The 25,740-nt window shown below is 64.4% G+C and carries 25 protein-coding genes; 13 read left to right on the forward strand and 12 right to left on the reverse strand.

What is annotated here, in order from left to right; translation table 11 throughout:
* Positions 1 to 9: 9 nt before the first annotated feature.
* Positions 10 to 204, reverse strand: coding sequence for a hypothetical protein (locus BLV07_RS21885; RefSeq protein ID WP_091889396.1), 195 nt, complete (start codon positions 202 to 204; stop codon positions 10 to 12).
* Between the two features lie 344 nt (positions 205 to 548).
* Positions 549 to 1,637: an RgsD C-terminal domain-containing protein gene (locus tag BLV07_RS21890; protein WP_091889399.1), complete on the reverse strand. Its 1,089-nt coding sequence runs from the start codon at positions 1,635 to 1,637 to the stop codon at positions 549 to 551.
* A 240-nt stretch (positions 1,638 to 1,877) separates the two neighbouring features.
* Between BLV07_RS21890 and BLV07_RS21895 the strand changes: the two genes are divergently transcribed.
* Positions 1,878 to 2,918, forward strand: coding sequence for a patatin-like phospholipase family protein (locus tag BLV07_RS21895; RefSeq protein WP_091889401.1), 1,041 nt, complete (start codon positions 1,878 to 1,880; stop codon positions 2,916 to 2,918).
* A gap of 7 nt (positions 2,919 to 2,925) precedes the next feature.
* On the opposite strand, the gene BLV07_RS21900 is transcribed toward BLV07_RS21895, so the two are convergent.
* Positions 2,926 to 3,354, reverse strand: a complete 429-nt coding sequence (locus tag BLV07_RS21900) for a CBS domain-containing protein (RefSeq protein WP_091889403.1) — start codon at positions 3,352 to 3,354, stop codon at positions 2,926 to 2,928.
* A gap of 178 nt (positions 3,355 to 3,532) precedes the next feature.
* Entirely contained in the window at positions 3,533 to 4,348 is an 816-nt protein-coding gene (locus BLV07_RS21905; RefSeq protein WP_091889405.1) for a rhomboid family intramembrane serine protease, read from the reverse strand.
* 454 nt (positions 4,349 to 4,802) lie between these two features.
* Between BLV07_RS21905 and BLV07_RS21910 the strand changes: the two genes are divergently transcribed.
* From BLV07_RS21910 to BLV07_RS21925, 4 genes are all read left to right on the forward strand, one after another.
* Positions 4,803 to 5,357, forward strand: coding sequence for a PAS domain-containing protein (locus BLV07_RS21910; protein ID WP_091889407.1), 555 nt, complete (start codon positions 4,803 to 4,805; stop codon positions 5,355 to 5,357).
* 143 nt (positions 5,358 to 5,500) lie between these two features.
* A complete protein-coding gene (locus BLV07_RS21915) occupies positions 5,501 to 6,640 on the forward strand; it encodes a DJ-1/PfpI family protein (protein ID WP_091889409.1) in 1,140 nt (379 codons plus the stop codon).
* A gap of 49 nt (positions 6,641 to 6,689) precedes the next feature.
* Positions 6,690 to 7,196 carry a GNAT family N-acetyltransferase gene (locus tag BLV07_RS21920; RefSeq protein WP_176945683.1) on the forward strand — a complete coding sequence of 169 codons (507 nt, stop codon included), beginning with the start codon at positions 6,690 to 6,692 and terminating at the stop codon, positions 7,194 to 7,196.
* Between the two features lie 124 nt (positions 7,197 to 7,320).
* The gene (locus BLV07_RS21925) at positions 7,321 to 7,611 is read left to right on the forward strand and encodes a hypothetical protein (protein ID WP_091889413.1); all 291 of its coding nucleotides are present in this window, start codon (positions 7,321 to 7,323) and stop codon (positions 7,609 to 7,611) included.
* 93 nt (positions 7,612 to 7,704) lie between these two features.
* Here the strand turns inward: BLV07_RS21925 and BLV07_RS21930 are convergent, their stop codons facing one another.
* Entirely contained in the window at positions 7,705 to 9,654 is a 1,950-nt protein-coding gene (locus BLV07_RS21930; RefSeq protein ID WP_091889415.1) for a DEAD/DEAH box helicase, read from the reverse strand.
* A 239-nt stretch (positions 9,655 to 9,893) separates the two neighbouring features.
* Here BLV07_RS21930 and BLV07_RS21935 point away from each other — a divergent pair, with 239 nt between their 5' ends.
* Positions 9,894 to 10,406 carry a hypothetical protein gene (locus tag BLV07_RS21935; RefSeq protein WP_091889417.1) on the forward strand — a complete coding sequence of 171 codons (513 nt, stop codon included), beginning with the start codon at positions 9,894 to 9,896 and terminating at the stop codon, positions 10,404 to 10,406.
* Positions 10,407 to 10,570: 164 nt separating this feature from the next.
* Here the strand turns inward: BLV07_RS21935 and BLV07_RS21940 are convergent, their stop codons facing one another.
* From BLV07_RS21940 to BLV07_RS21955, 4 genes are all read right to left on the reverse strand, one after another.
* Positions 10,571 to 11,071: a hypothetical protein gene (locus BLV07_RS21940; RefSeq protein WP_091889419.1), complete on the reverse strand. Its 501-nt coding sequence runs from the start codon at positions 11,069 to 11,071 to the stop codon at positions 10,571 to 10,573.
* A 95-nt stretch (positions 11,072 to 11,166) separates the two neighbouring features.
* The gene (locus BLV07_RS21945) at positions 11,167 to 11,607 is read right to left on the reverse strand and encodes a VOC family protein (protein WP_210187812.1); all 441 of its coding nucleotides are present in this window, start codon (positions 11,605 to 11,607) and stop codon (positions 11,167 to 11,169) included.
* 120 nt (positions 11,608 to 11,727) lie between these two features.
* Positions 11,728 to 12,213, reverse strand: coding sequence for a DUF5680 domain-containing protein (locus BLV07_RS21950; protein WP_091889421.1), 486 nt, complete (start codon positions 12,211 to 12,213; stop codon positions 11,728 to 11,730).
* A complete protein-coding gene (locus tag BLV07_RS21955; RefSeq protein WP_091889423.1) occupies positions 12,192 to 13,343 on the reverse strand; it encodes a zinc-binding dehydrogenase in 1,152 nt (383 codons plus the stop codon). The genes BLV07_RS21950 and BLV07_RS21955 overlap by 22 nt, the downstream gene beginning before the upstream one ends.
* Before the next feature lie 181 nt (positions 13,344 to 13,524).
* Here BLV07_RS21955 and BLV07_RS21960 point away from each other — a divergent pair, with 181 nt between their 5' ends.
* From BLV07_RS21960 to BLV07_RS21975, 4 genes are all read left to right on the forward strand, one after another.
* Positions 13,525 to 14,004, forward strand: a complete 480-nt coding sequence (locus tag BLV07_RS21960) for a GNAT family N-acetyltransferase (RefSeq protein WP_091889425.1) — start codon at positions 13,525 to 13,527, stop codon at positions 14,002 to 14,004.
* A 189-nt stretch (positions 14,005 to 14,193) separates the two neighbouring features.
* Positions 14,194 to 15,411: an MFS transporter gene (locus tag BLV07_RS21965; protein WP_091889427.1), complete on the forward strand. Its 1,218-nt coding sequence runs from the start codon at positions 14,194 to 14,196 to the stop codon at positions 15,409 to 15,411.
* Positions 15,412 to 15,571: 160 nt separating this feature from the next.
* Complete coding sequence (locus tag BLV07_RS21970) at positions 15,572 to 16,183, forward strand: PilZ domain-containing protein (RefSeq protein ID WP_091889429.1); 612 nt, start codon at positions 15,572 to 15,574, stop codon at positions 16,181 to 16,183.
* Positions 16,184 to 16,514: 331 nt separating this feature from the next.
* On the forward strand, positions 16,515 to 17,138 hold the full coding sequence (locus tag BLV07_RS21975) for a transglutaminase-like cysteine peptidase (protein ID WP_164934798.1): 624 nt from the start codon (positions 16,515 to 16,517) through the stop codon (positions 17,136 to 17,138).
* A gap of 117 nt (positions 17,139 to 17,255) precedes the next feature.
* Here BLV07_RS21975 and BLV07_RS21980 read toward each other — a convergent pair whose 3' ends face one another.
* The 3 genes from BLV07_RS21980 to BLV07_RS21995 form a co-directional block, all read right to left on the reverse strand.
* A complete protein-coding gene (locus BLV07_RS21980) occupies positions 17,256 to 19,022 on the reverse strand; it encodes a CYTH and CHAD domain-containing protein (protein WP_091889433.1) in 1,767 nt (588 codons plus the stop codon).
* A 514-nt stretch (positions 19,023 to 19,536) separates the two neighbouring features.
* Positions 19,537 to 21,084, reverse strand: a complete 1,548-nt coding sequence (locus BLV07_RS21985) for an FAD-dependent oxidoreductase (protein WP_176945684.1) — start codon at positions 21,082 to 21,084, stop codon at positions 19,537 to 19,539.
* Between the two features lie 412 nt (positions 21,085 to 21,496).
* Entirely contained in the window at positions 21,497 to 22,204 is a 708-nt protein-coding gene (locus tag BLV07_RS21995; protein ID WP_091889439.1) for a GntR family transcriptional regulator, read from the reverse strand.
* A 258-nt stretch (positions 22,205 to 22,462) separates the two neighbouring features.
* Here BLV07_RS21995 and BLV07_RS22000 point away from each other — a divergent pair, with 258 nt between their 5' ends.
* From BLV07_RS22000 to BLV07_RS22010, 3 genes are read left to right on the forward strand one after another with little or no spacing between them, the layout of a single operon-like run.
* The gene (locus BLV07_RS22000) at positions 22,463 to 23,449 is read left to right on the forward strand and encodes an ABC transporter ATP-binding protein (protein ID WP_091889441.1); all 987 of its coding nucleotides are present in this window, start codon (positions 22,463 to 22,465) and stop codon (positions 23,447 to 23,449) included.
* A gap of 42 nt (positions 23,450 to 23,491) precedes the next feature.
* Positions 23,492 to 24,781, forward strand: a complete 1,290-nt coding sequence (locus tag BLV07_RS22005) for an ABC transporter substrate-binding protein (protein ID WP_164939483.1) — start codon at positions 23,492 to 23,494, stop codon at positions 24,779 to 24,781.
* Positions 24,781 to 25,740, forward strand: a complete 960-nt coding sequence (locus BLV07_RS22010; protein ID WP_091889445.1) for an ABC transporter permease — start codon at positions 24,781 to 24,783, stop codon at positions 25,738 to 25,740. Before BLV07_RS22005 ends, BLV07_RS22010 begins: the two co-directional genes overlap by 1 nt.

Genomic DNA, 25,740 nt, shown 5'->3' on the forward strand with positions numbered 1-25,740 from the left:
CGCCCGCCGCTACTCCTCGCTCGAGGCGGCGGAGCGGTCGTTCAGATGGGCCTGCGACAGCAGGAAGAACAGCGCGCGCTCGCCGTGATATTTGGCGGACGGACGCGTACGCTCGAACCCGTCCGCAAATATCTTGCCGGACTGGTCGCACACCTGCCATCGCCAGCCAAACCGCTTGCGCCTCGTTAGGACCACTTCGAACATCCCGACCGGCTGGGCCCCCTGCTCATTGCCGCTGGCGCAGCCGTCGATGGTCTGCGCATCCGGCTCCCCTGGACCGATGCGACATATAACCCAGCGGGATGGAAAGAGAATAAAATTGATGATCGGAATCGGGCATCGTCCACCGGCGCGGTGAACTCACGTGGTTTTCCGGAATAAGGCGCGGATGGCGGGTTTCTTCGCACCTTGAGACGCCGCTTGGGCGCTCGCGCAGAGGTAATGGGAGATGGTGTGCTTGTGCGCGATGTGAGAAGTGGAGGATTTTCCGAGGCACGAAGCCCAGCATCCTGACCAGACCACCACCGGGCGGCATCGCCGCCGAGGCATCACCGCGCGACGACCTCGACTTCGCCGTCGACGCCGTTCACGACGTTGAAGCCGCGCTCGTAGACCTTGCCCTCGTTCTTGGCGATGGCGCGGTACTCGCCTTCAGAGAGCACGACGCGCGGGAAAGCGCCGATCGATTCCTTGATGACGTCGCCGCCTGGGGTCAGCACCGACCAGGCAGTGTTGGCGAGTGCCTCTCCGCCCCTGTCGCTGACGAGCTTGAGCGTGATGACGGCGGCGCGGTGGGTGATGGTGACGTCGGTGAGCTTGCCGGCCTGGACGCGGATGTCCGAGCGCACCACCGAATTGGCATCGCCATAGTTGGAGACGATGTAGTAGGTGCCCTCCGGTATCAGCACGACGTCGCCGGCGGCGACGTTAGGCACCAGGGAGGCGCGCTCGCCGGATTCGAACTGGCTGCCCTTGTAGATCGCGAACGAGATCTGGTTCTGCGGGATGCGGCTGGTGCCGACCCGGCCCTCGATGCGCAGGCCGCCGGCCGGCAGCACGAAGGATTCGCGGTCGGTCTCGGCCTTCAGGCTGACGGTGCGCACTGCACTGACGAGGCCGAAGGCGACGTGCACGACGTAAGTGCCCGGCGGCAGCACGATGTTGGGCGTGGCGTTGCGCTCCTCGCGGATCAGCTTGAAGGTGCCGTTCTCGTCGGGACGATCGGCGAATACGCGCCAGACCAAGCCGCTGGTGATCGCGGGAGAATCCTTGCCGTATTTCGCGGTCAGCGACAGCACGCCCTGACCGGGCGCGGCCGCATTGAGCGGCGCGGCCGGCGGCACGGTGGTGACCGCGGGCGGCGGCATACTGGGCGTAACCGGCTGCGCCAGGGTCGGCGGCAGGCTCGGGGGGCCGGCGCCCGGCCCAGATGGCGGTGCCAGATTGATGGCGCCGCCGGGATCCGGCACCGATGCAGGGGGCACCGGCGGCGGACGATCGGAGAAAAGCTGCGCCTGCGCGGCGTTTTGGCCAAGGAAAACCGGGCCGAGGGACACGAGGCACGCGACAAGGATCAGCGCCGGCAGCAGCCGAACGCCGCGCCGCCATTCGATGATGCCGTCACCCCCGCGTGTCATGCCCCTGCTTTTCACCGAAAACGCGGCAAATTCAAGCCTCAGGAACCCGATCGAATACGGTCATTGGAACCCGGTTGACGCCTGCGTGATTAGTCCCGAAGCAACCGTCCATCGCCATACTCCTGCCCTGTGCGCTTCCCAAAGCGGCATAAACCATGCTTCGCCGCGGTTCTGGCGGAGCGCCAGTGTGGCGCCTAGTCTGGTGATACGGGCCTGGCCCCGGCGTAGGGGAGTTTTTCAGTGCTGGACATCTTGAAGGGTCGGGGCGCGAACGGCTCAAACGGCGAGAAAGTTGGCGAGAAAGTTGGCTTGGGCAGCATCCGCCGGCCGGTCATCGGCCTTGCCCTCGGGGGCGGCGCGGCGCGCGGCTTCGCCCATATCGGCATCATCAGGACCCTGCTCGCCAACGGCATCGTGCCTGACGTCGTGGTCGGCACCTCGATCGGCGCCGTGGTCGGCGGCGCCTATGCGGCCGGCCAGCTCGATACGCTGGAAGAATGGGGGCGCAGCCTGCAGGGCATGCGCAACATCCTCGGCTATCTCGACATCCGCCTCAATGGCTCCGGACTGATCGGTGGCGAGAAGCTGGCGACCCGGCTCGAGGAAGCCGTCGGCCAGACCCTGATCGAGGACCTCTCAGCCAAATTCGCCAGCGTGGCGACCGAGGTGCGCACCGGCCACGAGATCTGGCTGACGCGCGGCCGCGTGGTCGATGCGATGCGCGCCTCCTATGCGCTGCCGGGCATCTTCTCGCCCGTGCTGATCGGCGACCGCTGGCTGGTCGACGGCGCGCTGGTCAATCCGGTGCCTGTCTCGGCCGCCCGCGCGCTCGGCGCCGAAATCGTCATCGCCGCAAATCTTTCCAGCGACATCTTCACCCATTCCACGACGATCTATTCGCACGGCGCGATGCCCACTCCGGTGGCGCCGGTGGCCGAGGAGACGACGACCAAACGGCGCTTCCCCCGGCTGTTCTCGCCCGAGAAGACCATGAAGCGCGAGTTCTTCGGCGGTGGCGGACGCCCCGGCATCTCCTCGGTGATGGTGGATGCCTTCAACATCATGCAGGACCGCATCACCCGCGCCCGTCTCGCCGGCGATCCGCCCGACATGCTGATCACGCCACGGGTCGGCCAGTTCGGCTGGTTCGACTTCCACCGCGCCGAAGATCTGATCGCGCACGGCGTGCGTGCCGCAGAGCGTGCATTGGATTCGATCCAGGAAGCGATCCACGTGCTGGCGCCGCCGCCTGAAGGCGCAGCGCCGACAGTACACGAGTGAAGTCCGCTCAGGCGGTCTTGATATAGTCGCGCAGGGCTTCCTGCTCGGCCTCGTATTCCTGGACGCGGCGCTTGACGATGTCGCCGATCGAGATCAGGCCAACCACCTTGCCATTCTCGACCACGGGCAGATGGCGGAACTTGCCTGTCGTCATCATCTCCATGAGCTCGGCGACAGTATCGGTCTCCTTGCAGGCGACGACCTTGCGGGTCATGACCTCTGCGACCGGCTCCTCCAGGACGCCGGCGCCGCGCTCGCCGAGCACGCGCACGATGTCGCGCTCGGACAGGATGCCTTCGAGCCGGCTCTGGTTCATCACCAGCACCGCACCGATCTTCTTCTCAACGAGCAGCTTGATCGCGGCGGACAGCTTGACGTCGGGCTCGACGCTCATGATCTGATGGCCCTTGGTGTTGAGAATGGAACGTACCGTCATTGTCGCCTCCCTGAATCGGAGCCGTCCGCCATTTGGCGGTTCGGAACTTGTTCGCGAGTCTTCAACTAACAGTTTCAGCGCCGGTTCACGCTCGTGCGCTTTGCGAAGCATTGCTTCGCTTTCGGAACATTCTTCGCGGGAATGATGGATGAATTCGGGCCGCGCCGCAAGCGCCGCTTCAAATTCGGTCTGAAACGTCCTGTGATGACGCATCCGCAGCATCGCTTCGCACGCGCGGCACTGGATCGAACAGCGCGAACAGCAGGAGCCCTGCGAAGAAGCCGCCGATATGCGCTTGCCAGGCCACGCTCGTGGTTTCGGCATCGACGCCGATCGCGCCGACACCGAAGATGATGTTGAGGCCGAACCAAACACTGAGGAAGCCGACCACCCGTCCGTCGCGCAGCGCGCGCGACAGCGGCAGCGCCGGAACCTTTGAGGCGGTATCGGCGTCCGAACGGCTGAACGACAGGAAGCTGCCGCGGGCGAACGCGAAGCGGATCGCCGCCGCCATCGCCCCCGACACCGAGGCCGAGGCGCCGATCATCGGCGCCACCGCATGCTCATGGGTGACGAGATGGGCGAGCGCGCCGGCCGCCGCCGTCACCGCCATGAACACGAAGAATCTGATGGCGCCGAAGCGCCGCGCCAGCGCGCTGCCGAACGGCAGCAGCCACAGCACGTTGAAGCCGAGATGAGTCAGGTTGGCGTGCAACAGCGAATAGGTGACGAAGGTCCAGACCTTCGCACCCGCCCCGCCCGGGATCTGCAAATTGAGCAGCGAGGAATCGTAGCGCTTCGGGATGAAGCCGAAGACGTCGATGGTCCAGTTCTCGATCTCCGGCGGCAGCAGCACCCGCAGATGGATCAGCGCCAGCAGGGCGATATAGGCGGTCAGCGCCACGGGCAGCGTCAGGATCGGCTCGCGCGGGGCCTCCTGGACGGCCGGCAGATCCGGAGAATCCTGCGGCGGAGAATTTTGCGGGGAATCCAAGGCAGCTTCGCTTTCAGGCGCGATCGGAGCGATCCACTTGGAGATAGTCGCCTTTGCCGGCGTTGCGCAAGTGCACAAAAGGAAAAGGCAGGGCCCTGGGAAAGCCCTGCCTGTCCGTGTCGGACTTCCGGTACCCCCTGGGAATAAGGTGTATCCCCACCCCTCCCCGCGGTCCCGTGACCAAACTGTTTGACGCCCAAAGTTCAGGCCTCGCCGAGAACCTGGAAAACCGGCGAGACTTGCGACCGCGATCACCATAGCAAGCGGGCCGCCGGCGCAAAGCGCATAGTTAATTTAACGTTAACAACGCAAAGGCGGCCTAGATGGGCCTAAAACACCCTCGCGGCATGGACGCTGCAGATCCCCTCCTGCACAACAACGAAAGGGATCGCGGGTGCACTGAAGCGGGACAGGTTTGTGCCGTGAGGATGCGCCCCGGGGTAAGCGTTCAGTCATGAAACATCCGTCGAGCCGCGAGTTCTTCGCGTATTGGGACGACAAGCGCGGCATGGCGCGGGCCCCTGACCGGGCCGACATCGATCCGGCCGCCGTCCGTGACCTGCTCGGTGACATCTTCGTGCTGTCCTGCGAGCAGCACCTCGGCTTCCCGTTCCGCGTCGCCGGCACGCGCGTCTGCGCGCTCGCCGGAGGCGATCTCAAGGACCGGAGCTTTACGGCGCTGTTCACACAAGCCAGCCGCGGCGAGATCGAGGAGATCACCACGATCGTCGCCGACGAGAAGTTGGGTGTGATCGCCGGCGTCACGGCCGCACGCGAGAACGGTAGCAAGGCGCATCTCGAGCTGCTGCTGCTCCCCTTCAATGCCCGTCCGCATACGCCCGTCAGCGTGACCGGCGTGCTCGCACCGTTCGACGACGAATGCGGCACGCTCGGCGCCTTCACCCTGACCTCCTGGCGCTATCTGCATCAGCCGGAAAAACTGCTGCCGCGCGCGATCCGCAAATTGCAGATCGCACGCGGGCTGATGGTGTATGAGGGGCTGCGGTAGATTTCGAAAACTCCTGTGCGCAGGCGATGATCGTGCGATGGATCGTCGCGCGACATGACCGATTTTGCCGGATTTGCGTCATTCCTGAAATCGTTGCGACCGGATAGCTTCCGCGCCGCGTGAGACGACGAGCGGGTGACATCATGAGCTGGCGCATTCTGGCCTGGACCGCCCTCGGCGGCGTGGCATCGCTGGTGGCGATCGGCGGAACCTGGCTGCTCCTGCTGCCGGGCGCGCCGGCATCGGGAACCGCGCCCGCGATCTCCAGAGACGAAACCGAGGCGACGCTGGCCGCGCTGAAACCGCCGAAACGAAAGCGCCCCCTGATCGCCATCGTCGGCATCAACGACATGAGCGAGACCACCGACTATCTGATGCCCTACGGCATCCTCGCGCGGGCTGACGTCGCCGACGTCCTCACCCTGGCGACGCAGCCGGGACCCGTCACGCTCTATCCCGCACTGAGGGTACAGCCGCATGCGACCATCGCCGAGTTCGACGCCGCGCACCCCGACGGCGCCGACTACGTCATCGTGCCCGCGATGAGCCGCGACGACGACGCAGTCGCCCTGCAGTGGATCAGGAGCCAGGCCGGCAAGGGCGCGATCGTCATCGGCGTCTGCGTCGGCGCTACGGTCGTTGCCAACACCGGGCTGCTCGACGGCAAGCGGGCCACGACGCATTGGTATTCCGTGCGCGATCTGCAGAAGCACTCGACGATCCGCTATACGGCGGACCGCAGACTGGTCGTCGACCAGAGCGTCGCGACGACCACCGGAATCAGCGCATCCATGCCGATGGCCCTCACCCTGATCGAGGCCATCGCCGATCGGGCCAAGGCCGAGGCGGTCGCCCGCGACATCGGCCTTGCGGCGTGGGACGCGCGCCACCGCAGCGACGCGTTCAGCTTCACGCGCCCCTTCGCGCTGACGGCGATCGCGAACACGCTCGCCTTCTGGAACCGCGAGCAGCTCGGAATCGCTTTGATGCCTGACGTCGACGAGGTCTCGCTCGCACTGATCGCCGATGCATGGTCGCGGACCTATCGCTCACGCGCCCTCACCTTCGCCGCCACGGCGCAGGCGCGCACGAGCCGCGGAGGCCTCGGCATCCTGCCGGACCGGATCGCTGACGATTGGCCGGCGCAGCAGGCGCTGCCGGGAGCCGGCACCTCCCCGCCGGCACAGGCGCTGGACGAAACGCTGCGTGCGATCGAGGCGCGCTACGGATCGCGAACGGCCGACTTCGTGGCGATGCAGCTCGAATATCCGAAGCTGGATTGATCTTACTCTTGGCGGCGGAAATAAATTGGAACGAATGAGACGGATCGACATGAGCAAGCCGCATTGGCGTCTCGCGCGCACGGCCGACCTTGTTGCGATCGGCGCGATCGCGGCGCGCATCCATCCTGATCTTTCCGAGCGCCCTGATGTGTTCGCGGAAAAGATGCGGCTTTGTCCCGATGGCTGCCGTGTGCTCGCGGCGGACGATGGGATCGTCGGCTACGGGCTCGCCCATCCCTGGAAGCAGCATCAGATCCCGCCGCTCGACGGCTTCCTCGCAAGCTTGCCCGACGATGCGGACTGCCTCTACGTGCACGACGTCGCCGTGCTGCCCGACGCCCGCGGTGGCGTCGCGCGCGCCTATATCGCGACGATCGAGCAACTCGCACGCTCAATGGGCATTGCGGCTCTCGCGCTGGTCTCGGTCTATGCCACGCGGCCGCTATGGGAACGTTTCGGCTTTCGGCCCGTCACGACGGATGCGGAGTTGCGCGCAAAGCTCGCATGCTACGGTGAAGGCGCGACCTACATGCTCCGCGATCTCGCTGCAACGTGACGCTCCTCCCCGGTCGGGGCTCACGCGGGCGTGAAGCCACCCGCTCGAACCGGTTTCAGCCAGCCTCCGTCGAAGAACCGTGCGGGCCGTTCTGGTCTCGCCGAATCGAGACTGGAGAATGTCCATGAAACTCACATTGTCGAAAGTTGCTTTGATTGCGGTGGTTGCGGCGACCGCGTTCACCGCGACCAGTGCCAACGCCGCGCAGTACCGGACCTACGGTTGCGAGTTCGCCTTCTTCGAGGGCTGCAGCGGCCTGATCGAGACGCCGAGCCAGGGCGGACGACGCACGGTCAGCCATCGCGACACCTCGCCGACTTACATGAAGCAGAGCGATCCTCGCTACAGCTCCGCGATGCGTGATGCCGGCGGTGGTGGCGGCGGTGGTGGTGGCGGCGGCGGCGGTGGCCGCTGAACTCACGCCTCTCTCTTCAGATCCTCTCTCTTCAGATGATGTCGCCGGTGCAATCCGGCGGCATCATTGCCGTCTGCGCTGAACGGCGGCCGCTCAACCTCGCCGTTTCTTCCTCGCCTTCTTTCCCGGCGCGCCCTTCACCGGCCACGGCGTGACCGAAGGCTCCGCGTGGCCCTGTTTGTTCTTATGCTTCTTTTTCTTCCCGAAAGAAGCAGCCTCGCCGAATTTCGGGCCACGCTCGCCGTGAGACTTGCCGCGCGGCTTGAATGCACCTGCCTCGCGCGCGCGATCGCTCTGACGCTCACGGTGATCATCGTCAGCGGCCTCACGGCGATGCGCATATGACCGCTGCTCCGAAGCCGCCTGCCGCGGCACTGTGTCCGCCATCGGCTCGATGCGGATGCTGTCTTCCTTGTCCGGGCGCTTGATCTTGGCGGCGAAGGAATCCGCGACCCGCTCGGAAATCTCGAACTCGGTGGTGGTGTCCATGATCTTGATGGCGCCGATGTCGCGCTTGTCGATGCCGCCGCGGCGGCAGATCATCGGCAGCAGCCAGCGCGCCTCCGCATTCTTGCGCCGGCCGATGGCGGCACGGAACCAGACGCTGGCCTCCGCCATGCCGTGTTTCGACGATGACTTCCCGGATTTCGGTCGCGGCTTGCCGGGACGATCGCCGCCGCCTTCGCCTTCAAACCTGTCACGACCGCGATCGTCGCGCGGCCTGCCGCTGCGCTCGCCGGGATCGATGATATCTTCGGGCGACGGCAGCCGTGCCCGATAGAGCCGCGCGAGCGCAGCGGCGATGTCTTCGGGCGAGCGCTCGGCCAGCAATGCCTGCGCCAGCACCAGATCGTCGGCGGTGGTGTCCTCGGTGAACAACACGTCCTTCATGCGCGCGTGATCGAGCTTGCGGATGTCCTCCGCCTGCGGCGCCATGCCCCAGGCCGCCTCGATGCCCGAGAGATTGAGCAGCAATTCCGCGCGCCGGCGTCGTGCCGGCGGCACCAGGAGAACGCTCGTGCCCTTTCGTCCCGCACGCCCGGTGCGGCCGGAGCGATGCTGCATGACCTCGGCGTCATTGGGCAGATCGGCATGGATGACGAGGTCGAGGCTCGGCAAATCGATGCCGCGGGCGGCGACGTCGGTCGCGACGCAAACGCGGGAGCGTCCGTCCCGGAGCGACTGCAGCGCCATGGTGCGCTCGTTCTGGGTCAATTCGCCCGACAGAGCGACCACGGAGAAGCCGCGCTCCAGCAGCGCTGCCTGCAAATGCCTGACGGCATCGCGCGTGCTGCAAAACACCAGCGCGCTCGGCGCCTCGTAGAAGCGCAGCACGTTGACGACCGCGTGCTCGACGTCGGCAGACGCGATCCGGATCGCGCGATACTCGATATCGGCGTGGCCGCCTTCGTCGCCGGCAACCTCGATCCGGAACGCGTCGCGCTGATATTGCCTGGCCAGCGCGACGATGCCGCGCGGAAACGTCGCCGAGAACAGCAGGGTACGGCGCGCCTCAGGCGTGGTCTCGAGGATGAATTCCATGTCCTCGCGAAAGCCGAGATTGAGCATCTCGTCGGCCTCGTCGAGCACGACCACCTTCAATTCGGAGATGTCGAGGCGGCCGCGACGCAAATGATCGCAGAGCCGCCCGGGCGTGCCGACGACGATGTGCGCGCCGGCCGCCAGCTCGCGCTGCTCGCGCCGCGGATCCATGCCGCCGACACAGGAGACGACACGCCCGCCGGCATGCCCATACAGCCAGGCCAGCTCGCGCTGAACTTGCAAGGCGAGCTCGCGGGTCGGCGCCACGATCAGGGCGAGCGGCGCGCCGGCGTGCTCGAACCGCTCGGCCTCGCCCAGCAAGCCCTTGGCCATGGCAAGGCCATAAGCCAGGGTCTTGCCGGAGCCGGTCTGGGCTGAAACCAAGAGGTCGCGGCTGGAGGCTTCGTCCGTGAGCACGGCGAGCTGAACGGGAGTCGGGGAATCATAGTTCCGCTCGGCCAAAGCTCGGGCGAGCGGCGGGGTCAGGGCCGGAAAAGACACGAAATGGAGAACCTTGGTTGATTCAGGCGCGCAAACGGTGGACCGGCGGACCTGAGCTGCATGCGCGGCAAACGGCGCACGCTGGATTTGATCTGGGCGCTCTTTACGCCAAGCGCTCAGAAATCACCATGCCTGTGATGCATGGCTTTGCAATGAGAACCGCGCCTGAAGGTTGCAGCGGATTTTTGCAGCCACCTCCACTAAGCTGAAACACAACCGGATCCAAAGGGAATGACCGCGTGACGTCCTCCGCCAAACGCAGCTGCGGCGATTGCACGCTTTGCTGCAAGGTGATGGCCATCGAGGCGCTGGCCAAGCCGGTTAATGCCTGGTGCTCGCATTGTCAGCCCGGCCGCGGCTGCGCGATCTACGCTGCGCGGCCCACCGAATGCGAAGACTTCGCCTGCCTGTGGCTCGTCAATGATCTCCTCGACGAGTGCTGGAAGCCGAGCCGCTCGAAGCTCATCGTGACGACGTCGGAGGACGGCGTCGAAATCCGATGCGACCCGGGCTCTCCCAACGCCTGGCGCAAGGCGCCCTATGCCGGAGACATCCATGCATGGGCGGTCGAAGGCGAGACCAACGACATGACGGTGGTCGTGATCATCGGCCAGCGCATGATCCTGGTCACGCCGGATCGCGAGTTCGATCTTGGAATTGTCGGCCCCGACGAACGAATCGTGCGCGAGCTGGAAGGCACGAAGGTGGTGGGTGCGACAGTGGTGAAGGAGAGCGAGCTCGGCCGCGGCTAGAGCGTTTTCGAGCGAAGTGGGTACCGGTTCGCGTGAAGAAAACGCGTCAAAACAACAATCTAGAGCTTCGGTTCTGATTCAATCAGAACCGATAATGCTCTAGTGCGTGCACAAGCACGACACCGACGATTTCCCTGTCGTTCGAAGGGGCGCCTGGCTCGGATTTAATCCCTGGAGGTCGCCAGCTTGCTAAAGCTCCCGACCAACTTCGCAACACTGTCTCTCGCTGCAAAGCTCAAGGCGCGGATGGCGCGCCAGGCTTCGGTCGCCTGCAGCCACGCCTTCACCTCAGTGAACTTCCCGTATGTCCAAGCGAATGCCGGAATCCGCATCAGCTTGTCCCGCGTGAGATGGAACAGGCGCTCGACCAGCACGAGCTTGAGCAGTTCACCGACGATCAACGTCGCCGCGCCGCTGAGGACCTCGCCAGTTGCGGCAAGGTAGGCGGCCAGGGGCTTGATCGGCTCCAGAATGATGACTGGCACGGAAAACAAGGCCAGCGAAGGATAAGGCGGCAGCGACCTGATCCAGGCCCGCAATCGCTCGAATTGGAAGTGCCGCCCAAGCCAGAGCGCGATGGGCCGCGCCACGGCCATGAAGACCGCGTCCACAAGGAAGTAGACGGCGGCCAGGACGTAAGTGACGGGTTTCAGAATTCGCTTCACGGCACCTCTCCCGTGAACTGAAATCCGGAACTTGGGCCTAAGTTTCACCGCGGCGTGAAGAGTTCGCGGATTCCCGATGGAACTTTTTGAGCTGTTCAGATCTCCGCATAGACCTCCAGCAGATTTCCGTCGGGGTCGCGGAAGAACAGCGTGCGATGACCGAACGCCTGGTTCGTCGGCGGCGACAGCAGCGCCACGCCCTCCCGCACGAGTTCATCGGCGCACGCATCGACTTCACTTGCCGACACCTTGAAGGCCAGTTGCAGTGAAGCGCTACCCGTCGGCGTCGGCGCATCGGCCGCGGTCCGGCTCGGCCTTGCCAGCGCCAGCGTATTGCTGCCGAGGCCATACTCGATCCAGTTCGACGAGAGCTCACGCAGCAGCGGAAAGGCAAGGACGTCTTCATAGAAGCGCCGCATCGCCGCCATGTCGCGCACGAAGACGACGGTGTAGTCGATCGCGCGGATGGCGCTGAAGGGTGAGCGAGGGCGCGGGGTTGGTTCGGTTGTTTGATCGCTTGTCATCTCGTCCTTCATTCCAACCCCGACTCGTAGCCCGCATGGAGCGAAGCGGAATGCGGGGCAACTCCATCCACAAGCACCCCGGATATCGCTTCGCTCATCCGGGCTACAATATCTTGCGAAGTTTGCGAGACTTTATCTCAGCAGCCCACCACCATAGCGCAGCTCATAAAGCGGCGCGCCGTCATCCCGCGCAATCGTCTCGGCACCGTGGAAGCGATCCAGTGCGCCTTCGACCGCGTTGCGGTAGACCATGCCGGCATGTTCGAACTCGTCCGCGTTTACGGCGAGCAGCGCCTGGCGCAGGAATTTGTAGATCGCGAGGAAAGTATCCCGATCCCTGATCTCCGCACGGGCGCCGCCGCTGTAGCTCATCGACCAGATGATGCGATCGTCGCGCGACACGGTCTCCTGCCCAACGAAAAAGCCCATGCCGAAATAGATATCGCGATAGGCATAAGGCGGCGCGCGGTGATCGAGCTGTTTGGAGCCCGCGAGCAGCGGGACGGCGATGGTCGCATCGTCATCCAGCCCGGCATAGGTGCGCCGCTTGGCTTCGACCAGGAACGCGGCGAGATCATGGGGACGGAGGACATGACCTACTCCACCAGCTCCGGCCACGGCACGATGGTCGACTTCACCGTCTTCATCGCCATTGCGTCCTTGACCGCCTGCGCGACGCCCGCTTCCGTGAACGGATAGATCGTCTGCATCTTCAGCCAGGGATATTTGCCCGCCGTCCGGTAAAGCATGTCGACGCCGAGCGGCAGATCGTTGCCGGTAAAACCCCAGGAGCCGAGCACGTTGAGGTCCTGGGTGCAGATCCGGTGCCAGGAGGTCTCGATCGAGCCGGCGTCGGTGAACTGGCCCATCTCGACATAGGTGCCGCCGTCGCGCAGCATCTCGATGCCTTCAGGGCCGGCTGAAGGGTGTCCCGAACAATCCATCACGAGATCGGCGCCAAAGCCGCCGACGATCTCGCGCACGCGCGCGATGCGATCCTGCGGCGATTTGATCTCCTCGATGTTGACCGTCGCCCCCGCGCCGAATTCGCGCGCGAGCTTGAGCCGTGGCTCCTCCGGCGCGCCGACGCAGATCACCCGCCCTGCCCCCATCTCCTGCGCGGCCGCGACCGCCAGAATGCCGATCGGACCCGAGCCTTGGATCACCACCGTGTCGCCCCAGCTGAAACCGCCGGCGCGGCTGGCGCGGTTGAACGCCCGGATGCAGGAGGTCAGCGGCTCGGACAGCGCGCCCAGCCGCAGCGACATGTCGTCGGGCAGCTTGTAGATCTTGGTGCCCGGCAGCATGTCGAGATCGACATATACATATTCGGCCCAGCCACCCCACATGTGAGGCGCTTTGTCGAAGCCGAGATAGCGGCCGTAATAGACCGGCGTCAGGCACTTGTTGGCTGTCTGCGGATAGTGGATGCAGTAATAGCAGCGTCCGCAAGGCATCAGCGGCGGGATCATCACCTTCGAGCCGACTGCAAGCGGCTTGCTCATGAAGTCCTCAGTGAACTCGTCGCCGCATTCGACGATGATGCCGCCGAGCTCGTGGCCGAGCGTGAACGGCCAGGGCAGCGGCTTCGGCCAATGTCCTTTGAGAATATGCAAATCGGTACCGCAGACCCCGCAGGCGCCAACCTTGATCAGCGCCGCCTTACGGCCGACCTTCGGCCACGGCACGGTGCGGATGACGGGCTCGCTGCCCGGCCCTGCATGGGTGCAGACGCGGATGGATTCCATGGCTGTTTCCTCGATGCCCGTCTGTTATGATTGATTGGTGCGGGCTGAAGCGAAGCGTATGTGAGATGCGGGCTGGTGCCAAGGTGCGGTCTCGTAGCCCGCATGGAGCAAAGCGGAATGCGGGACCGGCGGTCCCGGATTACACTTTTCGCTCCATCCGGGCCACGAAGCATAACCGCCGATGCTACGTGACTATCAGCCAGCGGATGCGGACGCGGTCAGACGCGTCGCTCTCGCCGCCTTCGCGCAATTCGAGCAGGATTATTCCGATTGGCCAACGTTTATGGCCAATGTCGCGAAGATAACGGAGCTTTCCAGGACAGGCGAGATCGGCGTCGCTGAAGACGGTGGCGAGATCGTCGGCGCCGTGGCTTATATCGGTCCACGGCAGCCAAAGGCCGCGTTCTTCGATCCGGCCTGGCCGATCATCCGCATGCTGGTGGTCGATCCCTCGGCGCGCGGCAAGGGTATTGGCCGGCAACTGACGGAAGAATGCGTTCGCCGCGCCGAGCGCGACCAGTCGCCGGTCATCGCGCTGCATACGACGACGATCATGACGGTCGCGCTGCCGATGTATCTGCGGGTGGGATTCGCGAAGGTGCGCGAGGCGCCGGATATCTCTGGCGTGCCTTATGCGGTCTACGTCAAACGGCTGGATTAGCAGCAGGGTCGTAGCCCGCATGCAGCGAAGCGGAATGCGGGACCGGCGGCCCCGGATTACGCGTCCGCTCCATCCGGGCTACGGGCTCATGACTCACACACCCAAGTGTCTTGAGCCATTGGCGCCGACCGTGTAAGGCGGCCCAAATCCTACCTTGGTGCTCGCTTGAACCCCCTCCCTCAAAATCCCATGGTCGCGTCCGGCTCGTTCGCGGCCATGAAGTCGGGGCCCTACCGCGTCCAGTTCGTCGCCTACGTGCTGGCGATGATGGCCGACAATATCGAGCACGTGATCAGCTATTGGGTGGTGTTCCAGAAATTCCATTCGCCGGCGCTGGCGGGCTTTGCCGTGCTGTCGCACTGGCTGCCATTCCTCTTGTTCTCGGTCGCGGTCGGCGGGCTTGCCGACCGGTTCGATCCGCGCCGCATCATCCAGTGCGGCATGGTGCTGTTTATTACCGCCTCGGCCGGATGGGGCTTCTTCTTCCTCACCGATACGATCCAGATGTGGCACGCGATGCTGCTGCTGGTGATCCACGGCTGCGCCGGCGTGTTGTGGCAGACGCCGAACCAGTTGCTGCTCTACGACCTCGTCGGCCCGGCCGATCTTCCGAGCGCGGTGCGGCTGAACGCGATGGCGCGCTATCTCGGCATCCTGGTCGGGCCCGCGGTCGGCGGAATCATCATGCTCACGCTCGGCACTTCGCACGGCATCATCTTCAACACGCTGTTCTATCTGCCGATGCTGCTGTGGCTGTTTTGGGCGCCGCTGCGCGACAACAGCGTCGCCGTGCGGCGTTTCGCGGTGCGCGGCCTTGCCGACATCGTGCTGACGATGCGCGCCATCGGCACGCGGCCGGTGCTGTTAGCGATGACGTGGCTCGCCGGCCTCACCTCTTTCATGATCGGCAACGCCTATCACGCCCAGATGCCGGGCTTTGCCGGCGATCTCGGCCATGGCGATCCCGGCGTCTCCTACAGCGTGCTCCTCGCGGCTGATGCGGCCGGTGCCCTGCTCGCCGGCATCGCGCTGGAATCCTGGGGACGTCTCAAGGGCACGCCGCGCACCGCAATCATGCTGGCGATGCTCTGGAGCGTAGCGCTCTTCGGCTTCGCCTCCGTGCGGATCTATCCGGTCGCGATCGTGCTGTTGTTCTGCGCGGGCTTCTTCGAGCTGTCGTTCAACACCATGGCGCAGGCGCTGGTGCAGCTGAACGCACCGTCCGACATCCGCGGCCGCGTCGTCGGTCTCTACAACATGGCCGGACTCGGCATGCGGGCCTTCAGCGGCCTCACCGTCGGGCTGTCGGGCGCCGCGATCGGCATTCACTGGTCGCTCGGGCTCTCGGCAGTGGTGCTGCTGGCGCTGCTGGGTCTTCTATATCGGCGGCGCCTACGAACGGCTTGACCGGTCCCGCCCGGCGGGCCTCGCCTGCCCGCCCTTGATGTGGCTTTTCGAGCGCATTGTGTCTGTCCGTTACCGGCGCGCCCGATCCTAACGCGGCATTAACCCTATGCACCTTAGGGTCGTGCCGGACTCCGCCCGGGCGGGGGGTCGGGTGTTGGAAATGGCGTTAGCGAACAGAAAATTTCTTCCGGCCGCCGAGGAGCGTCGGCGTTTCCAGCGGGTGAAAGTGCACCTGCTCGGCCGTTACATGCTGCCGGACCGCCGTGAATTCCCCTGCCAGGTGATCAACATGTCGCCGGGCGGCCTCGCGCTGCTGGCCCCCGGCATCGGCAATGTCGGCGACCGCGTCGTCGCCTATCTCGACCATATCGGCCGGGTCGAGGGCAAGATCACCCGGATCATCGACAATGGCTTTGCCATGACGATCGGGGCAACGCCGAGGAAGCGCGACAAGCTCGCGGCACAGCTGACCTGGCTCGCCAACCGCGACATCCTCAACCTGCCGGAGGACCGCCGTCACGACCGTATCGTACCGCGCAACCCGATCGCGGTGCTGACGCTCGAGGACGGCACCAAGATGACCTGCCGCATCATCGACCTGTCGCTGTCGGGCGCCGCGATTGCCGCGGAGAACCGCCCGCCGCTGAAATCGACGGTTCTGCTCGGCCGGGTCCAGGGCCGCGTGGTCCGAAACCTCGAAGACGGCTTCGCCCTCGAGTTCATGCACGAGCAGCCGGCCGAGACACTCGAAGAGAGCGTTACCGCGCGGTAAAGCGCAACGGCGTCAAAACCACTGCATTTCCAGCCTCGAAGGCGGCCTCCGCGATGCGGACGCCGCCTTTTTCGTGCGTTGCGACCCGCTCTGCGCGAGTTAACGCAAGGGCTGCACGTGCGTGCAAACAACGGTTCCGCCAGCGTTTGCGCGTTAACAGATAAAATTTGAATCAATTGCAGTCATTTCAAATTTTACGAGAATTCGATTCAAGTATAGATCGAATTCGCCGCGCCTTTTAGTTGCATTCGTCTCGACTTGACTTGGCTGACTTAGCGGCAACTCAAAAGCTCCGTGCGAAATGTGGTCCCAACAAGAAACGGGGGCCGCAATGTTTGACTTCAGGGGACAGGGGAAAGGGCTGGCGCTGGCCGCCATGCTCTTCGGGATCAGCGCGACAGCGCAGGCCGGCGAAGGCCGTCTGCTCTACGCGAGCCTCGGCGACACCACGCGTGCGCCGATCGGCTGGGTCGAGTTCTGTGCGGACAACGCCGCTCAGTGCCAGGGCGGGCCGACGCAGGCACGCGACATCGTGATGTCGCAGGCTGCATGGCGCGACCTCGTCAAGGTCAATCGCTGGGTCAACGAGACCGTGAAGCCTTTGACCGACCAGGAGCACTGGGGCGTGATCGAGAAGTGGTCGCTGCCGACGGACGGTTACGGCGACTGTGAAGACTACGTGCTGTTGAAGCGCAAGATGCTGATCGATGCCGGATGGCCGCGCGAGGCCCTGCTCATCACGGTCGTGCGCGACAAGAAGGGCGAAGGCCACGCGGTGCTGACGGTGAAGACCGACAAGGGCGAGTTCGTTCTCGACAATCAGAACGAGAGCGTCGTTGCCTGGACGGAGACCGGCTACCGCTTCGTCAAGCGCCAGTCGCAGAGCGATCCCAACGTCTGGGTCTCGCTCGGCGATACCAAGCCGGCGGTCTCCACCGCCAGCGCGCGAGATTAGGAACGAGACAACGAGTTACGCGACCCGGTCACATCCCCACCCCTCCCCGTCCCAGACCGGTTCGCGCGCGGCCAGGCTTCCCCCAAAGCCTGGCCGCAACTTTTTGCGAAGGCGCGATCAGTCCTGTGCGGTCCGGCGAGACCACGGCACCCGCGCGGCCGTGAAATCGCGCCACGTGCTTTGCAAGGCGGGCTGCACGCCAACCGACGCGCGCGCCTGCCAGCCGGCGATCGCCGCCGCGGCGATGGCGCTGTCGGGCTCGGCATCGAGCCGATCCAGCAACGATGCCGTCACTGCCATATCGTTGAAGGCGCCGAGCTCCTCCTGCAAACCGGCGAGCCTGCGGGCAAATTTTCTCGCAGACTTCCGATCGGCAAACAGCGGCAGCAGGAACTCGCTGAGATAGCGCAGCCGCTTCGTCGCGAGCCGCACCCGATGCAGCTCTTCGATCGTGAGCAACTTGAAGCGGCGGCCGCGCTTGAGCACCTTGGCATATTGCTCCGACAAGATGCGCTGCGCAAAGTTGACGGCGGGCTCGGCGAGTTGGCCGAGATCCTCGGCGGCGACGTCGTTGCGCCAGCCCCGTGTCTCGATCCAGCCGCCGAGGCCGATCAGGAACACGGCGCAGCGGCGGTCGGCGAGCGCATCATGCGCCTTGCGATAGGCGTCAGCCTGACGCTCGGCCGCGGCCCGGCCGAGCGCATCGAAGCCGGCGATCGAAGGACAGGCTTTTGCGATTGTCGGCAAGGTCTCGAGTTGGAACACATCCCAGTCCCGCGCGGCGGAGAGATCCTGCGCCAGCCAGCGCGCCTCCGACCGTAGCGCATCGAGATTGCTGAGCGCGCCGACCGATCGCATCAGGTCCAGCGCCGATCGAAGCCGGCGCAGCGCAACGCGAAGCTGATGGACGCCTTCCGGATTGCGGCCGTCCTCGGCGGCGGGCAGCGACTGAAGCAGATGATGGAAGCAGGAGCGCAGGATCGTCGCGAAGGCCTCGTCAAGGGTCACCGACGGATCGAGGCGAAGTTTTCGCGGGCGCCGTGCCGAGGGCGGCTTGCCGGCGGCAAGGTCGAAGCCACGCGCCGACTTGGTGCGGATGGACGGCTTCACCGCCCCGTGTTCCGCAAGCCGCAGCGCGACCTCATAGATTGCGCTTGCGCTGCCGCTCTTGAGCTCCAGCTCGATCTCGCTCACCGGCAGCGAACCGTCGCCGGCCGTCAGCTCGCCCTGGTCGAAGGCGACTTCGACCGTGCCGGACGGCAGATCGAGCATCCGCGCATGACGATGGACGTCGGCGGTAAAGACGGCTTCGAGCGGCCGTGCTTCGAGGTGGCAGCGAAGCTTCTCCGGAATGAAAGGCATCGCCAGAGCGAGATCGGGCGCAAGCGAGGGCACGCTCGCCTCCCATTCGCCGCGGCGCAGCGGATCGTCCGCGGCGTCGGTCTTCACGGTCTGCACGAAGCGCGCGCCGCTCTGGCGTACGCGCAAGCTCAGGCCGCCACGCCGAAGCGTGCGCTCGGGCGTGTCATAATAGACGGACTTGAGATGCTTGCGCGTGCCCTTATTGCGCGCGTTCGCCGTGATGACCGGCGCAGCGTTGAAATGCGCCATGCGATCGGCATCGACGAGAAGCTTGAGTTCGATTTCACCGGCCGGACGCGCGCCAACGCTTGACGGAACTGGTTTCGGATCAGGCGTCGTCTCTTGCGATGACGTCTGATCACTCACGGCGTCCTCGATCCGAGGTTCTGCGCCTGGCCCGGCGGGTTCAATCTGCCTGAGGAAGCCGGCGACGACTTGCGTTCTCTTGTTGTCCTTCGGAGCAGGATTCCCATCCGGCGCGCCCGGAGTCTTGCGGGCCGGTGTTGAGTCTGACTTCAGCATTTTGGGGTACATGACAGTTCGATGACAGAGCGCGAGCATATAGCCGGCAAGCCCCGCGAGGAATAGTCAGGTTACGTCGCAACGCATCATCGTCCACATGCGACATTCCGAGCGCAAATATCGACGAGGACTGTCACAATTCGGCTCGCCGTGACGAATTAAGTTGGCGCCGCGTACAGTAAGTGATCGTATTGATGAGGTCTCGCAGTTTTCGAAACCGAGATGAACCCGTCAAACGAGCTTGGTTCATGCTAGCCGAGAAATTCTTTCTGGTTCTGGAGACACTTAGAAGTCGCGCGCGCGATGACAGGCCGGAGATTGCGACAAGCCCTCCGCCGGATGCGACTCCCTCTGATTCGCGGCGCAAAGAACCGGTTCCCGACCGTCAGAAGAAATACATTTGAGCGGTCGCATCGCGGCGCTCAGCGCTCGCACGGACTCAGCGCATCCGCGAGCCACGGCTCAGCGGCGGGGTCCTTAAAGGCCTGCCCGCAGCTTTTTGAGGGATTGCCGCTCACTCCGCGGCTTCAAGATCGGCAGGCTTCTCCGCGCTCGCGAGCGGCGACACAGCGGGGCCATTGAGTGCGGTGCCGTCGGGCGCGAATTGTGAGCCGTGACACGGACAATCCCAGCACTGCTCCAGCGCATTCCAGTGCACGACGCAGCCGAGATGGGTGCAGCTTGCCGAGTGCAGATGCAGACGTCCGTTGCGATCCCGGCAAGCGGCAATCTTCTTCAGGCCGCTGCGGACCAGGCGCCCCTCGCCCGGCCGCAGCCGTTCGACGCTCGCCATCTCGCTCGCCGCAAGATATTCCGCAAAATTCTTCAGCGGCGTGATGTTCTCGCTGATGAACTCGCCGATGTTCTTCTGAATCTTCCGTGACGGAGCGTAGACCTCTTCCCAAGGGCTCGCGCCCGTCGTGATCAGCTCCGTCACCAACAGGCCGGCGACGAGCCCGTTCGTGATCCCCTGCCCGGAATCGCCGCTGACGATGAAGAGATGCTCCTCGCCGGGGCTGCGGCCAATGAAGCCGGTGAAATCGACCGGCTCCAGCACCTGGCCGGACCAGCGATGAGTGACCTCGCGCAAACCCGTCAAGCGATCGCGTGCCCAGCGCTCGAGCGCGTCAAGGCGCTGTACGCCGTCGTTCGCTTCGCCCGATTTATGATCTTCGCCGCCGATGATCACGATATCCTCGTCGGAAGAGAACGGTTGGAGTCGGACATAATGATAGGGATCGAGCGTATCCCAGTAGAGCGCATCCTCCAGCGCGCCGGCCGCAATCTTCGCCGCAAGTGCATACGTGCGGTAAGGCGCCTGTTTGGTGTGGATCGCCACCTGCAGATTGACGGGCGAGTTCGTCGCGACCACCACGTCGGCGGCGTGGACCTCGTGGCCTAAGGCGGTCGTCACGACCATATCGCCATGCTGTTGACGGATGCTCTCAACACAGGTGTCGGCGTAGAGCCGCGCCCCCCGGCGCTCGAGTGCGCTCGCCAGACCCGCGAGGTATTTGGTCGGGTGCAGGCGCGCCTGCCGGGCAAAGCGCAGCGAACGCACCTGGCCCTCGGCATGGAACGGGGTTGGCTCGATCCGGTTTTCGACGGGAATTCCGAGCTTGCGACAGCAAACCAATTCCTCGTCCAGCTCGGACGCGAGCGTTTCGGGCGCCAGCACCCAGTAGCCATCGACGCGTTGAAAATCGCAATCGATATGCTCGGCAAGCTGGATGACCTCGGCGCGATCGATCGCGGCAGCGACGCTCTGATAGTAGTGCCGCGCACGGTCAGGGCCGCGCACCCTCACCAACTCGTCGTAGCCGTCGTCGAGCGCCGTCGCCAGATGAGCGGTGGTGCGCGCCGTCATCCCACTGCCGATGCCGCCGCGGTCCAGCACCACGACCGAGCGTCCATGGCTGGCAAGCTCATAGGCGACCGACAGCCCGGCAATTCCAGAACCGACAACGACAACGTCCGTCCCCACCGTGCCGGATAGCGCCGGCGCGTCGGCAACCGAAACATCCATCCAGAGCGATCGGGTGTGCTCGTCCCGTACATTCATGACAGTACTCCTCGAAAGAAAAAACGAGGCGGCAGGAACAGGGTTCCTCCCCGGCGGCCGGCGAGCGGAAATCGCATTGAGACACCGCGTTCATTAGGAACCTTCATCGCGCTCGCGCTTGAAACGACATGAAAAATCCATCACCCGGAATGCGCAGGGCGTTACGTCAGGCTCAATTGTACGGACACCTGCTCGTCCGGAATGACAGGCTGTATTACCCAGGAGGCAATCATCCGATCTGCTCGATACAACTTGCACGAGAGATGGTCAGGTCAGGATGGATGACCAAGCACGACGGCGAATACGAAATCACGCCTGACGGACAGCTTGCCGCCGAGAGCGAGCTCAGCCGCTGATGCGGTCCGGCAGGTCCGGCCGCAACTTCTCCTACAGGCTTTGCGATCCGTGCCGGTCAGGCGCCGAGCACATCGACCAGCCGCAGCTCGTCGGCGGCGGGATCCTTCAAAAACAGCTCGGCCTCGATCTCGGTCAGATGCGACAGCATCTGCGCGCGTGCCGCCTCTCTGTCGCGCTTGCGGATGGCAGCGACGATGCCGGCGTGGTGATCGGTGCCGCAGGTCGGCGTGTCGTGGCGGCGGTAGAGCAGGATGATGAGCGAGGAGCGCGCGATCAGCTCCTTGAGGAAGCCGAGATAGATGCTGTGGCCACTCATCTCGGCGACCAGGCGGTGAAACTCGCCGGAGAGGCGGACCGAGGCGCGCGCATCGCCACGCAGCTCGGCCTCGCGCTCTTCAGCGAGATGTTGCTGGAGGCGATCGAGCCAGGCCGGCGATGCCGCATCGATGGCGTGATCGACGATGGTGGGCTCGATCAGGCGGCGCGCCTCGAACACTTCGCGGGCATCGGCGGGTGTCGGGCGCGCGACGAAGGCGCCACGGTTCTTCTCGATATTGACGATGCCTTCATGCGCGAGCTGCTGGAGCGCGGTGCGGACCAGGGTACGGCTGGCACCGTAGATGTCGCCGATCTCGTCCTCGCCAAGCTTCGTGCCGGGCAACAGGCGGTGCTCGAGGATGGCCGCGGTCACGCCTTCCCGGATACGGCTGACGCGATCGCTCGCGTCCGGCGCGTCGGATTTCGGGCGGGTCTTGGCGGCCATGGTTGTAAGGCTCGATCGACAACGTTCGGCTGCGAATGTTAGTCGACGAGCTGTATCCAATCACAGGCGAAACTTTATACAATCTTCGCCCGTTTTGTGTGCAGATGACTGCGCAGGCGGCAGGCAGCCCGGATACGCCAGATTCGATCTAACGATCTGACTCCGCTGCACAGTTTTGAAAAATTGACCGGCCGGGAGCCGTTGGCACGGACCTTGCGGAGAGAGGTGGGAAGCATCGCCCTCCCTGTCGGACACGCCATGGCCACTCCCGCCGCTCTCGAACTGGTTGCCGTCACCAAGCGCTACGACACGACGCTGGCGGTCGACAATGTCAACCTGAAGATCCCGGCCGGAACCTATTGCTGCCTGCTCGGCCCCTCCGGCTGCGGCAAGACTTCGACATTGCGCATGATCGCGGGTCATGAGGCGGTCAGCGAGGGCGACATCATCCTCGGCGCGCAGAACGTCACCGATCTCGAGCCCGCCAAGCGCGGCACGGCGATGATGTTTCAGTCGTATGCGCTGTTTCCGCATCTCAGCGTCATCGACAACGTCGCTTTCGCACTGAAGATGCGCGGCGTCGACAGGCCGACGCGCCACAAGCGCGCCGGCGAATTGCTCGAACTGGTGGCGATGAGCCCCTATGCGGGCCGCCTGCCCGCGCAACTCTCCGGCGGCCAGCAGCAGCGCGTCGCACTCGCCCGCGCGCTGATCACCGAGCCGCAGATCCTGCTGCTCGACGAGCCGCTCTCCGCGCTCGATCCCTTCCTGCGGGTGAAGATGCGGGGCGAACTGAAGCGGCTGCAGCGCGAGCTCGGCATCAGCTTCATCCAGGTCACCCATGGCCAGGAAGAGGCGATGGCGCTCGCCGACCACATCGTGGTGATGAACCACGGCCGGATCGAGCAGCAGGGCACGGCGCGCGACATCTTCCACCATCCCCGCACCGAATTCGTGGCGCGCTTCATCGGCGGCCACAACGTGCTCAGCGACGCCGGCAACCTCATCGCCGTGCGCGCCGATCAACTCGGCATCGTCCCGTTCGCCGACGGCGCCTTCGGCGCGCCGGCGCTGCTGACCCAGACCGAGTATCAGGGCTCCTACATCGCCGTCTCGCTCACGCTCGACGACGGCACCGCCCTGTTCTCCCACGTTCCCGAAGCCACCTTCGACGTCCATCCGTTCCGTCCGGGCGATCGCGTGCTGGCCACCTGGGATCCCGCCAAGGCGCAACGCCTGCAATAGCGCCGATCGATCACTGGAATGCGCAACAGAGGAGTGACTGATATGACCGAAACCACCAGGACGAAGGGCGTCAGCCGCCGCACGCTGCTCAAGGGCACCGCAGGTCTCGCCGGCCTTGCCGCCGGCTCCGGCGCCATTACCGGCTTCCCCTATGTGAAGTCGGCCGATGCGAAGGTGCTGCGCTATCTCGGCACCGCCGTGAACGAGGGCGATGACATCTCCAAGCAGTGCCTGAAGGACACCGGCATCAAGATCGAATACATCACCGCAACCACCGACGACGTCACCAAGCGCGTGATGACCCAGCCGAACTCCTTCGACGTGCTGGACACCGAATATTTCTCGCTGAAGAAGATCGTGCCGTCGGGCAACATCCTTGCCCTCGACGCCAAGAAGATCAAGGAATTCGACAACATCACGCCCGTCTTCACCAAGGGCGAGACGCCCGGCGGCAAGAAGATCGGCGGCCAGGGTACCGCGCCCTGGAAGGTGCTCTATCTCGAAGGCAAGGACTCCAAGAAATTCGCGACGTCGGCGACCGAATTCGTGACGCTGATCCCGACCGTCTACAACGCCGACACGCTCGGCATCCGTCCCGACCTGATCAAGCGGCCGATCAGCTCGTGGTCCGAGCTGCTCAATCCCGAATTCAAGGGTAAGGCTTCGATCCTCAACATCCCCTCGATCGGCATCATGGATGCCGCGATGGTGGTGGAGGCCTCCGGCAAGTACAAATATGCCGACAAGGGCAACATGACCAAGGAAGAGATCGACCTCACCATGAAGGTGATGACCGAAGCCAAGAAGGCCGGACAGTTCCGCGCCTTCTGGAAAGACTTCAACGAGAGCGTCAACCTGATGGCATCGGGCGAGACCGTGATCCAGTCGATGTGGTCGCCGGCGGTGACCAAGGTGCGCTCGATGGGGATTGCCTGCACTTTCCAGCCGCTCAAGGAAGGCTACCGCTCCTGGGCCTCGGGCTTCTGCGTCTCCAAGGGCGTCTCGGGTCCCAAGCTCGACTGGGCCTATGAGTTCGTGAACTGGTTCCTGTCCGGCTATGCCGGCGCCTATCTCAACCGCCAGGGCTACTACTCGGCCGTGCTCTCCACCGCGAAGGCGCATATGGAGCCCTACGAGTGGGCGTACTGGATGGAAGGCAAGCCGGCCGAGAAGGACATCAAGGCGCCCGACGGCTCGCTGCTCGAGAAGGCCGGCGCCGTGCGCGACGGCGGCTCCTATGAGGACCGCATGGGCGGCGTCGCCTGCTGGAACGCCGTGATGGACGAGAACGACTACATGGTCCGCAAATGGAATGAGTTCATCGCGGCGTAATGGACATGTCGGAAGAAGTCCTACAACAGGCATCCCCGGGCTTGATCCCGGGGGCGGGCACAGCGCGCGCCGCGAAAGTGACGCGCCTGTCGCCCTCCTTCATCTCCTGGCTCCAGGCCGGGCCGATGATGCTGGTGTTTCTCGCCTTCTTCCTCATTCCGCTGGTGTTCGTCGTCATCGTCTCGTTCTGGGACTACAACGAATACCAGCTGCTGCCGGCCTTCTCCGGCCGCGGCTACACCGATACGTTCGAAGGCTGCGTCGCGCAGCTCCCCGATCTCTGCACCATCGGCAAGACCTACGTGAAGACGCTGAAGCTCTGCTTCATGGTCTGGGCCATCACGCTCTTCATCGGTTTCTGGGTCGCCTACTTCCTCGCCTTCCACGTCAAGTCAAAGACCTGGCAGATGGGATTGTCGCTGCTGTGCACGATCCCGTTCTGGACCTCCAACGTGATCCGCATGATCGCCTGGATTCCATTGCTCGGTCGCAACGGCTTGGTGAATTCAGGCTTGATCAAGACGGGACTGATCAACCAGCCGCTGGAATGGCTGCTGTTCTCCGAATTCTCCGTGGTGCTGGCGCTGGTCCACCTTTTCACCTTTTTCATGGTGGTGCCGATCTTCAATTCGATGGTGCGCATCGACAAGTCGCTGATCGAGGCCGCCTATGACGCCGGCGCGAGCGGCTTCCAGACCCTCGTCAACGTGATCATCCCGCTGGCAAAACCCGGCATCGTGATCGGCTCGATCTTCGTCATCACCATCGTGATGGGCGACTTCATCACCATCGGCGTGATGGGCGGCCAGCAGATCGCCGCCGCCGGCAAGATCATCGAGACGCGGCTCAACGCGCTGCAATTCCCCGCCGCCGCCGCCAACGCCGTGATCCTGCTCGCGATCACCTTCCTGATCATCACCATGATGTCGCGCATCGTCGACATCCGGAAGGAGCTCTAG

Origin of the sequence: Bradyrhizobium sp. Rc2d (assembly GCF_900099855.1) — a bacterium.
Classification (GTDB): domain Bacteria; phylum Pseudomonadota; class Alphaproteobacteria; order Rhizobiales; family Xanthobacteraceae; genus Bradyrhizobium.